This is a genomic window from Microvirga sp. GN3 (assembly GCF_055792825.1).
In genome coordinates this window covers 79,421-93,765 of record NZ_JBVVAK010000002.1, presented here as the reverse complement: position 1 = coordinate 93,765, position 14,345 = coordinate 79,421, and the positions used below count along the sequence as shown (strand labels likewise).

8 protein-coding genes, 2 pseudogenes and 1 other annotated feature are annotated in these 14,345 nt (G+C 57.1%); of the genes and pseudogenes, 7 read left to right on the top strand and 3 right to left on the bottom strand.

Annotated elements, in window-relative coordinates; genetic code table 11:
* The first annotated feature begins 747 nt into the window (after positions 1-747).
* The gene (locus ACS5Q1_RS01425) at positions 748-2,100 is read left to right on the top strand and encodes an IS701 family transposase (RefSeq protein ID WP_473096520.1); all 1,353 of its coding nucleotides are present in this window, start codon (positions 748-750) and stop codon (positions 2,098-2,100) included.
* A gap of 40 nt (positions 2,101-2,140) precedes the next feature.
* Here ACS5Q1_RS01425 and ACS5Q1_RS01420 read toward each other — a convergent pair whose 3' ends face one another.
* Positions 2,141-2,413 carry a helix-turn-helix domain-containing protein gene (locus ACS5Q1_RS01420; RefSeq protein ID WP_473096519.1) on the bottom strand — a complete coding sequence of 91 codons (273 nt, stop codon included), beginning with the start codon at positions 2,411-2,413 and terminating at the stop codon, positions 2,141-2,143.
* Between the two features lie 796 nt (positions 2,414-3,209).
* On the opposite strand from ACS5Q1_RS01420, the gene ACS5Q1_RS01415 reads away from it, so the two are divergent.
* The 3 genes from ACS5Q1_RS01415 (at position 3,210) to ACS5Q1_RS01405 (ending at position 6,820) form a co-directional block, all read left to right on the top strand.
* Positions 3,210-3,584 carry an HNH endonuclease gene (locus tag ACS5Q1_RS01415; RefSeq protein ID WP_473096518.1) on the top strand — a complete coding sequence of 125 codons (375 nt, stop codon included), beginning with the start codon at positions 3,210-3,212 and terminating at the stop codon, positions 3,582-3,584.
* 315 nt (positions 3,585-3,899) lie between these two features.
* Entirely contained in the window at positions 3,900-4,766 is an 867-nt protein-coding gene (locus tag ACS5Q1_RS01410; protein WP_473096517.1) for a UTP--glucose-1-phosphate uridylyltransferase, read from the top strand.
* 713 nt (positions 4,767-5,479) lie between these two features.
* Entirely contained in the window at positions 5,480-6,820 is a 1,341-nt protein-coding gene (locus tag ACS5Q1_RS01405; protein WP_473096516.1) for a flagellin N-terminal helical domain-containing protein, read from the top strand.
* A gap of 596 nt (positions 6,821-7,416) precedes the next feature.
* Here ACS5Q1_RS01405 and ACS5Q1_RS01400 read toward each other — a convergent pair.
* Positions 7,417-8,333 (bottom strand): annotated as a pseudogene (locus ACS5Q1_RS01400) (IS3 family transposase); the annotation flags it as partial.
* Positions 7,936-8,052 (bottom strand) — a sequence feature (AL1L pseudoknot). (Overlaps the previous pseudogene by 117 nt.)
* Before the next feature lie 239 nt (positions 8,334-8,572).
* The gene (locus ACS5Q1_RS01395; protein ID WP_473096515.1) at positions 8,573-10,756 is read right to left on the bottom strand and encodes a tetratricopeptide repeat protein; all 2,184 of its coding nucleotides are present in this window, start codon (positions 10,754-10,756) and stop codon (positions 8,573-8,575) included.
* A gap of 217 nt (positions 10,757-10,973) precedes the next feature.
* Here ACS5Q1_RS01395 and ACS5Q1_RS01390 point away from each other — a divergent pair.
* The 3 genes and pseudogenes from ACS5Q1_RS01390 (at position 10,974) to ACS5Q1_RS01380 (ending at position 14,329) form a co-directional block, all read left to right on the top strand.
* Positions 10,974-11,725 (top strand): annotated as a pseudogene (locus ACS5Q1_RS01390) (IS5 family transposase).
* A gap of 124 nt (positions 11,726-11,849) precedes the next feature.
* A complete protein-coding gene (locus ACS5Q1_RS01385) occupies positions 11,850-13,172 on the top strand; it encodes an alginate O-acetyltransferase AlgX-related protein (RefSeq protein WP_473096514.1) in 1,323 nt (440 codons plus the stop codon).
* 695 nt (positions 13,173-13,867) lie between these two features.
* Positions 13,868-14,329 (top strand): hypothetical protein, encoded by a 462-nt coding sequence (locus ACS5Q1_RS01380; protein WP_473096513.1) that lies wholly within the window; start codon positions 13,868-13,870, stop codon positions 14,327-14,329.
* Positions 14,330-14,345 lie beyond the last annotated feature (16 nt).

Sequence of the window (14,345 nt, the reverse complement as noted above, 5' to 3'; positions counted from 1 at the left end):
GATGGACCAGAGGACGTGCCCTAGGCGACCATGTGCGCAACACCGGTCCGATGCAAAGCAGTCCGCAATGAGGGCCACGACCCGCTCTGGCTATGCCTACCAAGCGCCGGCGGTCAGGGAAAGAGGCATTGCCGGATCCATGGCAGAGCGGCCGGTACAGAGCGCCCAAGAGAAACTGGAATGGCTTCAGGACGGGCTATACACTCTGAAGATGACCGAGGAGCGTCAGGCGGTCAGGGACTTGTTGAAGTGCTCGTGTCAGGTGCTGGAGGGCCTTGAGTAAGTCAGCGGACCAAATCGGCCGAGGGCTTTTGTTGTCCACCCGGCCGTGGCCTCGCTCCATAAGTGGCACAGGGCGCTGCGACGGCATTATCGATCTCGATTGAGACAGGGATGGAGGGGTGCCACACGAGGACAGCAAACGGCGTGGGGCTGAGAATTGTCAGAGAACCCTTCTTGGGGATTGCGCGTGCGCGCACGGAATCCAGGAAGGTTATCAGATCGAGATGAGTGCCATAGGAGGTCGTCCGTTAGCAGCAAGGTGCGCTTAGCGGAGGAGCCGTTGGTGACGCACGAAACGCGGCAATGCGATCGAGCCAGCCTGCAAGGAACCCAATCGTCATCTGATCGTAGGTGTCAGGTCGATCTTAGCTCGAGTTTGGCCATTTCTGATGGGTATTTGGGGGCGGAGGGGGGCGAAGCGAACGATGCGGTAGACTGGCAGCGTTTCCGCCAAGAGACGCCGCCATGCTGCACCTGCCCGCCCGCTTCGCCGCGATCATTGTAGCCTTTGCCCCACTCTTTCGCCACCGGACCTGGCGCCATGCCGAAATCCTGCTCGCCGGGGCTCTTCTGGCGCCCGGCAAGCGTACCGTGACCAGCCTCCTGCGCATCACCGGCCTCAGCCGTGAGCGCCACTTCGTCAACTTTCATCGCGTGCTCAATCGCGCCCGGTGGAGCACACGCGAAGCCGCCCGGTTGGTGCTGGGCCTGCTGATCCGCGCCTTCGCCCCGACCGGTCCGGTGATCCTCGGCGTGGATGACACCATCGAGCGCCGCCGCGGCAAGTGCATTGCAGCCAAGGGCATCTACCGCGATCCGGTCCGCTCCTCCGATGCTCATTTCGTCAAGGCCTCAGGCCTGCGCTGGATCAGCCTCAGGCTGCTGGCGCCCATTCCGTGGGCCGCCCGTACCTGGGCTCTGCCGGTCCTGACCACTCTGGCGCCCTCCGAGCGATATTGCCGTGAGTGTGGACAGCGGCACAAAAGGCTGACCGACTGGGCGCGTCAGAGGATGCTGCCGATCCGGCGCTGGCTGCCCGAGCGCGAGCTGGTGCTGGTCACCGATATGGGTTTTGCCGCCCTGGACCTGCTGGCGGCGCTGTCTCGCCGGAGCGTGATCTGTATCACGCGGCTTCGGCTCGATGCCGCCCTCCACGAGCCGGTCCCACGGCGCCGGCCTGGAACGAAGGGCCGTCCGCGCACCAAAGGAACTCGCCTGCTGACCCTATCCGATGTGCTGATCCGGACGAGCACACGCTGGCGCCGCGTCACGGTGCCCGGCTGGTATGGCGAAGGGGACCGTGTGATCGAATTCTGCTCCGCGACCGCGGTGTGGTGCCATAGCGGAAAGCCCGTCGTGCCGATCCGCTGGGTGCTGGTGCGCGATCCCCTCGGCCGGTTCTCGCCCCAGGCCCTGCTGTGCACCGATCCCGCGCGCGATCCTGTGCAGATCATCCGCTGGTTCATCTTGCGCTGGCAGGTCGAGGTCACCTTCCAGGAGGCGCGCGCCCATCTGGGCGTGGAGACGCAGCGGCAATGGTCCGATCGCGCTGTGGCTCGCTCCACCCCATGTCTGTTCGGACTGTTCTCGATTGTGACCCTGTTGGCAGGCCAACTCCATCATCAGGCCCGCACGGCTGTTTGGACCGAAAGCTGGTACCGCAAGTCTCATCCGAGGTTTGCGGATGCTCGAGCAGCCGTGCGACGCCAGATCTGGCGCGAAACGGGTTTACTCACGTCCCAGTGCCGGCACAAAACGCCGAAACCCACACGGGCCCTTCAGCGATGCTTGATCTACGCACTCTGTCATGCCGCGTGATCGGCCAAACTCGAGCTTAGACATCCTTCTCAACCCGAGACTAATCTGAAGGTCGAGTGCCACGGCCGATGGGATGGCGGAGGCGGACGCCCGGCCCGCCCCCATTCTCAGGGATGAACTGAAGTCCTGCGCGCTCAAAAGCTTCAATCAAGGCTTGGTTGTTCACTGTGAAGAGCCGCGCGCTTTCATCTTTGATTTCGAACGCACCGATCGTCGATTTCGAAACACCAGATGCAGAAGCGAGATCTTTCTGCTCCATGCCTACCAGCGCCCTTGCCGCGCGGCAGAGGCGCGGTGTGAGACGCACAGTCATGTCGCTTGCTCACCCAAGAAGAAAAGCTGCATTTGAGATACAGGTTTCTCGACAAACAAGACAAAAAGCTGTATTCTAGATGCAGATTTTGAATCGGAGTCCAAGAACATGGCTTTTGTGTCTCGAATTATTCAGTTTGCCACTCTGCAAGTCTTTCGCCATGCAAGCGGATCATGCGCGGTGCAGCTTCTCTTGTGGCTTATTCCTTTACGGCCGCCAAGCTCTGAGATGTGTTTATCCCTGCGCAGGCTAGAGCCGGCACCACTGCAACCAATCATAGCTGGGCTACGGACACAGCACTTGTTCACCATTGTCCAGCAGGAGCAGGTCGAACTCAGGAGTGGCACCGGGACATTGCATGTTGGGTCGAGTCTCGCCTTGGCCCAGCATGTGCCACGGCGGTTCGTGATGACGGCACAACACCACCTGAAGTCTACGTCAACCTGGATAGGTCGGCGCGCGCTCAAAAGATTATGCTTTTCTGTTCTCGATAGAGGACATTGGTGATGACCGAAGGATCAAATCGAAGCAGCCACGGGGCAGGTATTACCTCTGATCGAGCCCGTGCTTATGCAGGAACTCCAACGATCGCCTCACTCGGAATACGCGTACGTCTCGTGCCTGCAGATCCTGAGCGGGAGCGCCAGCTTGCCAATCTTACGGCCGCCTGTGAAACCTTGCGCGCTGACTGCGAGTGTTTGTTTCAGCAGATTGCCGATCTGATCAATGAGGACGCTCTGCGAGAGCAGGAGAGGGAGCGTCCTTCCCGTCCATCCTATCTTGATAGAGACGGTTGATGGCCTTCGTTGAAATCGAGGATGTCCGGACAACAGCACGCCGGAAGCTGACTCCGCACCGGCGGCTTCAGGTGTGGGAGAAGACGAGTGGTGTGTGCGTGCTGTGCGATCGCAAGATTGATGGTGTGCGCGAGCGCTGGATCATCGAGCACATTCGCGCTCTTGAACTTGGTGGTCCCGATGATTTCGGCAACATGGGACCAGCGCATGAAACGTGCGCCGTGGATAAGACCCGTGACGATCATCGTCGGGCAGCGCGGGCGAAACGGCAGAAAATTCGGCACATCGGCGTCGACAGTTCCAAGCGACCGCTACCATTCGGAAAGACAAGTCCCTGGAAACGAACACTGTCTGGTAGAGTTGTGCCGCGATGAACATTGGCCGCTCATACAGAAGCCTCCAGAGCAGACTGGATTAAACTCCAACTCGCGGGGCGCTCACCTCGGAACGCCCAGCCGCGAGTGCCTCCGCAACGAAAATGATCAACGAGTATCCTGAGCCGCTCTCGGTTGTTGACTCTCTGGCGAACGAACGGCCGGCGCACTAATCCCTTTTCCAGGGATCGACGCAGTGTCTGTGGAGTACTCAGACGCGGCAGAGGGGGCTCGCCTTGACAAATCTGGATAACCAAAGTTTGTCAAGGCGCACATTACCTTTTTTGATAATTTCTTTTCATCATGGCCCAATCAATGAAGCGTATCCGCAAAGCAGTCCTTCCCGTCGCTGGTCTCGGCACCCGGTTCCTGCCGGCCACCAAGGCCGTTCCCAAGGAGATGCTCTGCGTCGTCGACCGTCCAGTCGTGCAGCATGTGGTCGATGAGGCGCGTGCCGCCGGCATCGAGCATTTCATCTTCGTTACCGGCCGCAACAAGGCGGTGATCGAGGACCATTTCGATATCGCCTATGAGCTCAACCGTACGCTGGAGAGCCGCAACAAGACCAAGGAGCTGGAGCTTCTCGCCAAGGATCAGCCGCAGGCCGGCCAGACGAGCTTCACCCGCCAGCAGGAGCCGCTCGGTCTCGGCCACGCGGTCTGGTGTGCCCGCGAACTGGTGGGCGACGAGCCCTTCGCCGTGATCCTGCCCGATATGCTCAGCCGCGGTTCCATGGAGCAGATGATCGCGGCCTACGACAAGCATGGCGGCAACATCATCGCCGTCGAGGAGGTGCCGGAGGATCAGACGCACCAATACGGCATCGTCTCGGTCGGCCAGGAATTCGGCCAGACCTTCGAGATCATCGGCATGGTGGAAAAGCCGCCGAAGGGCACCGCGCCCTCGAATTACATCATTTCCGGCCGCTACATCCTGCAGCCCGAGATCTTCGACCTGCTCTCCACCCAGGAGCGCGGCGCCGGCAACGAGATCCAGCTCACGGATTCCATGATCCGCCTGATGAAGGACCACCCCTTCTTCGGCATGAAGTACCAGGGTAAGACCTACGACACGGGCTCCAAGATCGGCTTCCTCATGGCCAACGTCGCCTATGCCCTGGAGCGCGAGGGGCTGTCCGCCGATTTCCGCCGGGAGCTCGAAGCCCTGCTGCGGCAGAGGTGAGAAACGGAGAGACGGAGAACCCGCTTGCGCAGTAAGTCAGTGAGCCGGGCGACGTGGTTGTCGCCACCAGTGACCTTCTGTGCCACATCGCGGTAAATCTGTTCCTAAATAAGCCTTCAGCCACTTCTGTCCGCGGCATGCCATCCGGCAATAGCTCTGTGACCGTGCATGATACCGGAGTCGCGGTTCACCGTGGGGCTTACGATCCTGAAGGTCCCGCTTGCGGGGTCCTTGGCCGCGGTGCCCAGCCCAAGCACGATTCGACCTGCGATGTGCCTGGGATTCCTTGATAGGATCGAGAGGATATCTGCTATTAATGGGGGAGGCTCGCCCAGCACTCGCGAGGCCAGGATCTTAGAGCGTCATGGCGCCTGGGTCTCGAAGTTGCGTCCGATTCAAATTTGATCTGTGGCACACCCGGGGAGGCACATCTGTTCGGATGCCCTCAGCTGTGATGAAGCCCGCCACCTCATATAAAAGGTGGAAACACGACCATATCACCGAGCGGAAAGATCGTTTTAGCTCTTTGTTAACAATATCTAGGCATCATTCTCTAACATGCTTACGGCTCCCTCAGTCGGTGGTCCCCACCAGAGCAGATGGCGCAGAAATAAGGCCTCATTCCGTCCGAAAATATCGCTGTTCTTCTAACCAAGGTCGCTAAGTTTCACTAGGATTAGCGAGGCTAAACCTGACGATCGAGAAGAAAAAACATGTTGTCGATCAGGTCGAACCTCTCCGCTCTCACAGCGCTTCAGTCGCTCCGACTCACCCAGAGCTCTCTCACCAAAACTCAGGCGCAGATCTCAACTGGTCTGCGGGTCAGCGAGGCGTCGCACAACGCGTCATACTGGTCGATCGGCGTCAAGATGAGGTCCGACATCGGCGCACTAGGTGCCGTCAGAGACTCCATCAGGCAAAGCAAGGCGATGCTTGAGACCTTTACGTCGGCTCTCGACAAAACCTTGGTCTCCCTCAACAAGATAAAGCAAGGGCTCGTCTCCGCGCTTCAGCCAGGGGCTGATGTTGCGGCTATTCAGGTCGAGATCCAAGCGCAAATCGAAGGTCTCAAGAATATCGCCGGGTCAGCGGCGATTAACGGCCAGAACTGGCTCTCTGGTGCGGGGGAAACGATCCATCTGGTGGTGTCCTATGATGGAGTGGGCCACAAAGTGAATACGCTGGCCTTCGATTCGAGCCAGACCCTTTTATTTGCGGATGCCAAAGCCGGTGTGGGCGGTCTCCTCGGCCAGGTTGCGGCAATTGACATTGCCAAAGGGATTCCCCCCCTGCGTCTGACAGGTTTAAACACCATCGGTTCTGTCTCCAGCGGCGGCGGCTCAGGCATACCGCTGGTTCTGACCGGCACCACAGGTGCTGACACTCTGCAGGGTGGCGCTGGGAATGACACGCTCACCGGGTCTCTTGGGAGAGACTTGTTGTCCGGCGGAGCGGGAGCTGACACCTTCGTGTTCATCACCGCGGCGGACTCCCCTCTGCATATACTGGAACGTGATGTGATCACCGACTGGGCTAGTGTGGATCGAATCGACTTGAGCGCTATTGATGCAAGCACTGGGCAGGCTGGGTACCAGAGCCTGGTGTTTGTCGGGCAGGGCTCGGTGAGCAACGCGGTCAAGCCAGGTCAGGTCAAATACTTTCACGACAACGGCAATACCTATGTTGTGGGCGATGTGAGTGGGGATGGACAAGCCGACTTCAAGATCGACATTCGTGGTGTCCATGACCTAATCGCCGAGAACACGGTCCCTGAACTTTACGCAAATGCATTGAAGGCGGTCGACAAAGCTATCGATGGCGTTATCACAGGGTCAGCTAGGATGGGCGCGACCAAGGCTGTCTTGGAAACGCAGGAAGAGTTTATCAGTGTACTATCCGACGCCTTAACAACAGGGGCTGGGGCTTATGTTGACGCAGACATGAATGAGGCTTCAGTTCGCCTGCAGGCTCTAACGACGCAGCAACAACTTGGTATTCAAGCATTGGCGATTGCAAACCAGAACAGCCAAATTCTCCTGAAGCTCTTTCCGTAAGCATTGCCTGCTGCGAGCCGGTGCACTTCCTGAGCTCGTCCGAGGCTGCTTTTTAATGCTCATCTCGCAACCTCCCTTATAATTCCAGGATATTCTGGCGCGGATCATCAGACGGTGGACTCAGCAACCGCCGCGCATCTGCTGCGCGTCTGAGCGCCTGATCCTCATGATCGGTTCGCCGAATAGCCCAGGAGGCGCCGACGCAGAGCTGATGGGCTGGCAAGACTTTCTCCAGGATCAATCGTCGAACCGTTGCTTCGTGCCGTTCAGAACCGTTGCCGCCTCCTCAAGCGCCGATTCACCCCGCTCTGTGCGTTCGCCGTCATGGTATGGCGGGATATCGTGGTTGTTACGGAGGGATTGCACCCGCGCCCGGGCCAGCCATTACCCTTGCCGGTTCGCTTGCCAACGGCGCTGCGCTCCCGTCATTGCATTCCGGTCTACCGGACCGCCAGCCGACAGGTCCGAGGAAAGACACGAAGGGTCGATCGGAATGTGGGTCAGGCCACACCGGGGTGCCTTGCGGCGCCAGCCTACCAAACGGTCCATCGCTGTGAGAGTCAGGCCGTCCGGGAACTGGCTACCATTCATTGACTGTCGCTGTGGTGGATGAGGTTGGCTCGCCAGGGCTGTCGATCATGCAGAGCCTGCTCCAGGGCATCGAGCACGAACTCGGCCCGGGCCGAGCGCGACGCACACCAGCCCACGATCCGGCGAGCGAAGGCGTCGATCACGAAGGCCACATGGACGAAGCCCGACCAGGTCGCCACGTACGTGAAGTCGCTCACCCACAGGGCATTCGGCCGCGGCGCCGTGAACTGCCGGTTGACCCGGTCACGCGGGCATGGCGCGGCGCCGTCGCTGACGGTCGTCCTGATGCTCTTGCCGCGAACCACACCCTTCAGGCCCATCTGCCGCCTCAGCCGGGCGACCGTGCAGCGCGCAGCATCGATCCCCTCACGCTGCATCTGGCGCCAGACCTTGCGAACCCCATAGACGCCGAAGTTTTCCGCAAAGACCCGGCGGATCTCCTGACTGAGGTCGGCGTCCCGGCGCTCGCGGGCCGGTCTGCGGTCGGGATTAGCCTTGCGGGCGGCGTGCTCATAGTCGGTCGACGGGGCGATCGGCAGCACACGGCAGATCGGCTCGACCCCGTAGACCTTACGACGCTCGTCGATAAACGCCTTCATGGCTTGAAGCGGCGGTCGAGCTCCGCCTGGGCAAAATACGCGCTGGCCTTGCGCAGGATCTCGTTGGCCTGGCGCAGCTCCCGCCCCTCCCGTTCGAGCGCCTTGACCTTCTCCTGCTCCGCGCTCGTCGGCCCGGGGCGCAGGCCCTGGTCGCGCTCGGCCTGGCGCACCCAGTGCCGCAGCGTCTCGCGCGAGCAGCCGATCTTGGCCGCAATCGACAGGATCGCCTCATACTGCGAGGCGTACTCGTCGCGGTGCTCGAAAACCATCCGGACCGCTCGCTCGCGGACCTCTGGTGAATATGGGGGTGTTCGCTTGGTCATGGCTCCATCCTGTCAGGAGTTGGAGCCTCCGGGAATCCCGGCGCGGTTCACTCCTGCGCCGGAGATTGCTCTTGCCAGCGTAATCCACGCAAAGTGCGGAAGAGCCACACAATCGGGGGAAGATCGGTGCGGGGTCTTCGACGTAAACTCAAACCGTCAGCAGACGCCTTGGCTGCCCTCGCCTGGGCGGTCTCCGAGGGCGCCGCGATCGCGCGTTGGAGAGTCCGTCGAGCGTAACGTTAGCCGCGCGATGGCATAAATCGGGTGCGATTAACAGTATTGGACCAATGTCGGTTCGTCCTTTTATAAGTCGTAAAGCAGTGGATCGCAGCAAAATGCGAGAGTTGGCGCCTCTCCAAGACAGCTATGTCTTTGAGCCAAGCCGATAACGTGAGGGGCGTCTTGGAAGCGATTTCGGCGAAGGCACGCGTAATCAGAGCGGGACCTGTTTTCAACCACACAACATCATTATCCCCTCGGTTCAAGGCATTGCTTGCTAGCTCAAGGGCACGCCCGATTACGGTGTTGTTGGGAGCAGCCGCTAAAAAGTTGTTGCCCAGAGTGCCAACGGCCAACCCGCCGAGAGCGTAATCCTCTTGATAGACAGCCAGAGCGGCGTGAGACGGGAGAACCGAACTGATGGGTGCAAGGCAACGGTCATCTGCATCAACGTAGACACCGCCATGGGCATAGAGATAAGCAAGGCGAAACAGATCTGCCTTTTCAGCTGGGTTTTCCGCTCTCCGATAGGCTCTCAGGACATGTGGCGCATAGGTTTGCGTGAGGAACTCTCGGGCCGCAGTGTCATCAAATAGCCGATAGCGATAGTCCTCGTTGGTCAAACGCCAGGACTCCATCAGACATGTAACGTCCTCAGGCGGAGTAGCATCGTCCCAATATTGAACGATTACCTTTGGAATGGGGGCATAGCCTTCCTGATTGCTCTCAGCCTGAAAGTGGTTGAAGAGTTGAGCTTGGCGCATCGCAACGATCAACTGTATAGCGGAGGCAGTATGATCCGCATTCAAGCGCAGCAGCGCTTGTAGGGGCGCGACTCGATCTTTGGGGAGTAGCATCCTAATGTTGGCGAGTTGATCCGTGAGAGTTTTATCGAGAGCGAACTCACCATACAATTGGCCCATGTGGCTCTGGGAACTATTCGTAGACTTGCCCTGGGCGATGAGTGCAGGTGTATTTAGGCGGGTCCATGCCTCAAGGTGGCTGCGAGCATCGTCGATTCTGAGGAGCAACATGCAAACTCGAAACATCTCCGCGTGAGCCCAACCATCCCGCGGGTTCAGCATGACTGCCGTATGATAGTGCTCTCTCGCCTCGTCAAACTTGTATTGGGCCTCGGCGAGCTGGCCATGGAACACATTGATCCGGGCACGTTCCGAGGCGATCTCAGATGAAAACGCCTGCAGTTTTGCTGTAGCTGCTTCAAGATCACCGCAATGAAGATCGTACTGAATACAATGCGACCATGCCCAAAAACTGTGTGGATCCTTTCTCAAAGCATCTTCAGCCAACTTCCGAGCTGCATTCAGGTGCCCAGCCTGTTTTAGCAACTCAACTCGTTTGCGAACGATTTCCCATCGCTCGCCAAAAAGGGCGGTTCCTGTGTCGAGGAGCTCAAAGGCAGCGACGCGTTCTCCGCAGTCGTTAAGAGCTTGACTCGTTTGGATGTAGAGCCACATGTTTTTGGGATGCAGCTGGACTGCACGCTGATAGATTGAGAGACACTGCTCCGAGTCTCCCGCGAGACGCGCAGATTCAGCGAGTTGCATTAGTGCCGACGGATGATCCGGCTCTGTCTTGAGGACTTGCTCCAAAATCTCCTCGGCTGTGTCAGGCTTGCCAAGCGCCCGTTCTTCGATTGCGAGCTCAACGAAGGCCTGCAAACAATCAGGGTCAGTCTCTGAGATACGGCGGAATTCAGCGCGCGCGGACTCTCGATCACCGACATGACGCTCCATATAACCTCGTTGCATCCTGGCGTGGACGTTACCCGGTTCAAGCTGAATTGCCGCGTCGATGACTCTCTTGGCCTCCTCATAAAGACCACGATCTCTGAGCTCAGTTGCGATCTCCAGCTTCACCGGCAGATGGTTAGGATCCGCGGCGGCGGCAGCTTGGAAGTGGGTGAGGGCACTGGTGCGATCCCCGCGCTTGCGGGCCACGTGACCCAGGCCAACCTGTGCGCTGAAGTGCTGCGGAGCCTGTGTGAGAACTTCCTGCAGCACGGCTTCCGCCTCATCAAGCCGCCCGAGTTCGCGCAGTTCCAGCGCCATCTCCACTTTGGGGGAGACTTGATCTGGATCGGCAGTCAGAGCAGCCCGGAAGTATTCAAGGGACGCAGCTCGATCCCCACGGCTTCGGGCCTGCCGGGCTAAATCCAGCTGGGTTTTAAGTTCGGCATACATTTGCGGTTATTCTCGGGAGTTCACCGCTACGTATCATCGATATGGTACGCGTCAACAGCGATGACGGAGAATCGGTCGGCAACGTCTGCCTTGCTGCTCTCGTTCAGCTGCAATCTTCCGACATTAAGTGAACTAACGCGTGTGGACATTCAGATGACCTGAGGGATTCCTGGTTTGGCTGAAATTTGATTCAAGACTGCTAAACTGGAGGTCAGCCTTGAATCGTTTGGTCCTGAAGGATGAACAGTGGGCCCGCGTCGCGCCGTTGCAGCCCGGCAAGGTCGGTGATCCCGGCCGCTCGGGAGCGGATAATCGGCTCTTCCTTGAGGCGGTCCTGTGGATGGTACGCCCCGGAGGGCCCTGGCGGGACCTTCCCGAGATGTTCGGGAACTGGAATAGCGTGTTTCGCCGCTTCCGCCGGTGGGCTCAGACCAATATGTTCGAGCACTTCTTCCACGCTCTCTCAGGCGATCCTGATTGCGAGTACGCGCTCATCGACGGCACGATCATCCGCGTCCATTAGCATGGCACGGGCGCCACAGGGGGACTTTTGGTCAGGCGATTGGACGCTCGCGCGGCGGCCTGACCACCAAGATCATCGCCCTGGCGGATGGACTTGGCAATCTGGTGCGCTTCCAACTGCTTCCAGGCCAGCGGCATGACAGGGTCTGGGCTGAGCTCCTGTTGGAAGGCATCGAGATCGGGGCTCTGATCGCCGTCAAGGGCTTCGACGATGATGCGCTGTGCCGGGAGCTTGATGCCCGCGGCGCCACCGCCGTCATCCCACCCAAAGCCAATCGTGCGCAGCAGATTGCATGTGACTTTGCGATGTATCGCTGGCGTCACCTCATCGAAAACTTCTTTTACAGCATGAAGCAGTTCCGCCGCGGCATCACCCGCTACGACAAGACCGATCAGAGCTTCTCAGCCATGATCCATCTCGCCGTCAGCTTCATGGCCCTCAAATGAATGTCCACACGCCTTGAACGGTAGAAACTTCGGAAACAAGAACGGCACAATTGACCTACTTGAGCCTGATTGTGTTTTGGTTCAAAACAACACCTCTATTGAGCCGGATAGTTAGAAGACCATCATGACATTCACGATCCAAGTACATCCGAGCGAGACTAGCGACCCGCAGGGGATTGTGCATTGTTGGAACCTTGAGACGCCCACTCCAGAGCACGAGGTGGAGGCGAGTTCGGGCTCCCTTAAAATTCGCGGCTGGGTATTGGCGCGTACGGCGGATGCAATAGAGCATGTTATGCTACGATATAACAGTGGCAGGAATGTTCAGGCCCTGGTCAATGTACATCGATCAGATGTGATTGGTAGGCTACTTGGATCTGGCAACAATGGACAACTTCGTTGCGGGTTTGAGTTTGACGCTCCACTAGAGGAGGGAGAAGTCAAAATTGGCTTCCAATCCAATGGTATGCAGACATGGCTGGGTTCATTTTCTATCACTACCCCGAATGTAATCATTGGCAAGAACCAATGGCTATTTCTTGGAGGAGATTCAAACCGCAGCGTGAGCCAATATATCGGAAATTATTTCTTAGGACAGCATTGGCTGAACCAATGGGGCAGTTATTTCAACGAGATTACAAATCTATCTCAATCATATGGTTTTTTTCATTCATTCGTTATTGCCCCATCCAAAGAAGAGATATTTCCCGAGTATTACCCTTTTAGGAAAGCGCCGAATAGAGCGATAGATCAAATAGTTGACTCCTTTTCGGTCCAACCGAATTTTGTCTGGCCGCTTGAAGATCTTTCAGAACAAAGAGAGCTATCCTACGACAAGGCTGAAACGCACTGGACTGACTACGGAGCTCGTCTTGCTTCTGAGAAAGTACTCGAAAATCTGGGCATCGGCCCTTCATCCCTCAACATTCCTTACGAGTACATCGTGTGTCGGCAAGGCGGAGATCTTGCGGATAAACTGAAGCCGTGGCGTCCCGTTAGAAGGCTCAACAAAAATTGGCACTCACAAGCCAAATTAATCTACGATAACGGTGTAGTGAACCACGGGAATATCAAGATATTTCACAATTTGTCAGCGCCCATAAAGGATGCAGCTTTGATTCTCGGCGGCAGTTCTGCAACCTATATGTGTAAATTCTTGATGGACGTTTTTCAAAGAACGGTATTCGTCTATACAGGCGGAGCAATAGATAAGGAGATAATCTCACAAGAGAAAGCGAAATACGTGATCTTTCAGACGAATCAGCGATTTTTGGTTAGGCCGCCCAGCTTGAACGTAAGCACCTTCAAGGAAATTAAGAACAAAATGCAACTCGATGGCCAAGGAAAAGATCATAAGTCAATGACATACCTGTCGCCAGCAGATTGGCTAAGTGTCCGCTTTTATATAGAACGCACGCAATCTGAGATGTTAAACGAGTTCACCTAAATTTATATTATGGTACATTAGAGTCCATTTAGAGCCTGACTCAGAAGGACGGATTTGATTTCAGGGTTTTGCGAGCCTGCGTGCCAGCATTCGTATATGAGCTGTGTGCTCGCGTCGTTGAAAACAGGAGCCTGAACATCTGAGCTCGAGTTGGGCCATGTTCCAAAAGGCCACAGCCGCTTCTGTCGCGCTCCTCGTCTGCCGCTTGGGATCGCTCTCAGAAATTGCAGAGCTTCCACGCTGGCCAGAGTTACATGATACAGTCAGGACGAACGTAAGTGTGTCTACGCAGACACACTCTGCATTTATATCAAGAAGCCATGAACATTTTGGCGTCGTGGGGGCAAATTTGTATAGTTTTGATACGACCTTTGTTATACTTTGGGAGTAAGCATTAGAGCGCGACTGCTGAGGGGCTGAAGGAAATGGATGCTGAATAAATATTGTAATGCCCGAGTACGGCCTTGTGGCGACGTCTAGGATCCTGTCTTTGGTTGGGTCGATTATTACTGGATCGCTGACCGAGCGCGTGGTCGGCCCGTTCAAATGTCAAAAAAGCTGTGCAACGTGGCTGCGTAGCGTGTGGTATGTATCGCGCTATTGAAACACTACGCCTTCCACTTGTATAGCAAGCGCAATTTGCGACAAGTAGTGACTATTGTGCCAAGCAAGACTTTGCGTTTATCGGTACCTAGTTGAATAAACCGCTGGCAAAAGCCAGTAATTTTGATGAGGGGCGAATGTTTCCGTTTGCATATCTTGCAGGTCTAAATCAGCCTGCGACCGATCGGGTTATCGAGATCTCTGAGGAGCGCTTGCGCGCCCTGCTGGCGCCCTTGATCGAGCTGATACACGTTGATGAGAGCTGGTATTGCTCACAGTATCCAGATGTTGCCGCTGCCATCTCCTCGGGCAAAGTGAGTTCTGCTCGCGACCATTACAGGATTTCTGGCTATTACGAGGATCGTTTGCCTCGCGCTGTATCTGTTGATGAGCAATGGTATCTTAATGAATACCCAGATGTAGCAGAAGCAGTTGCTGCGGGACGCATTTATTCGGGTCGCCACCATTTCATGACTAGGGGTTTTCAGGAAGGGCGCAGGCCGTCTGACCAGTGGTCATTGATTTCACTCAATAACAATCGGGCGAAAGTCTGACCGGTAGGATTCTGAG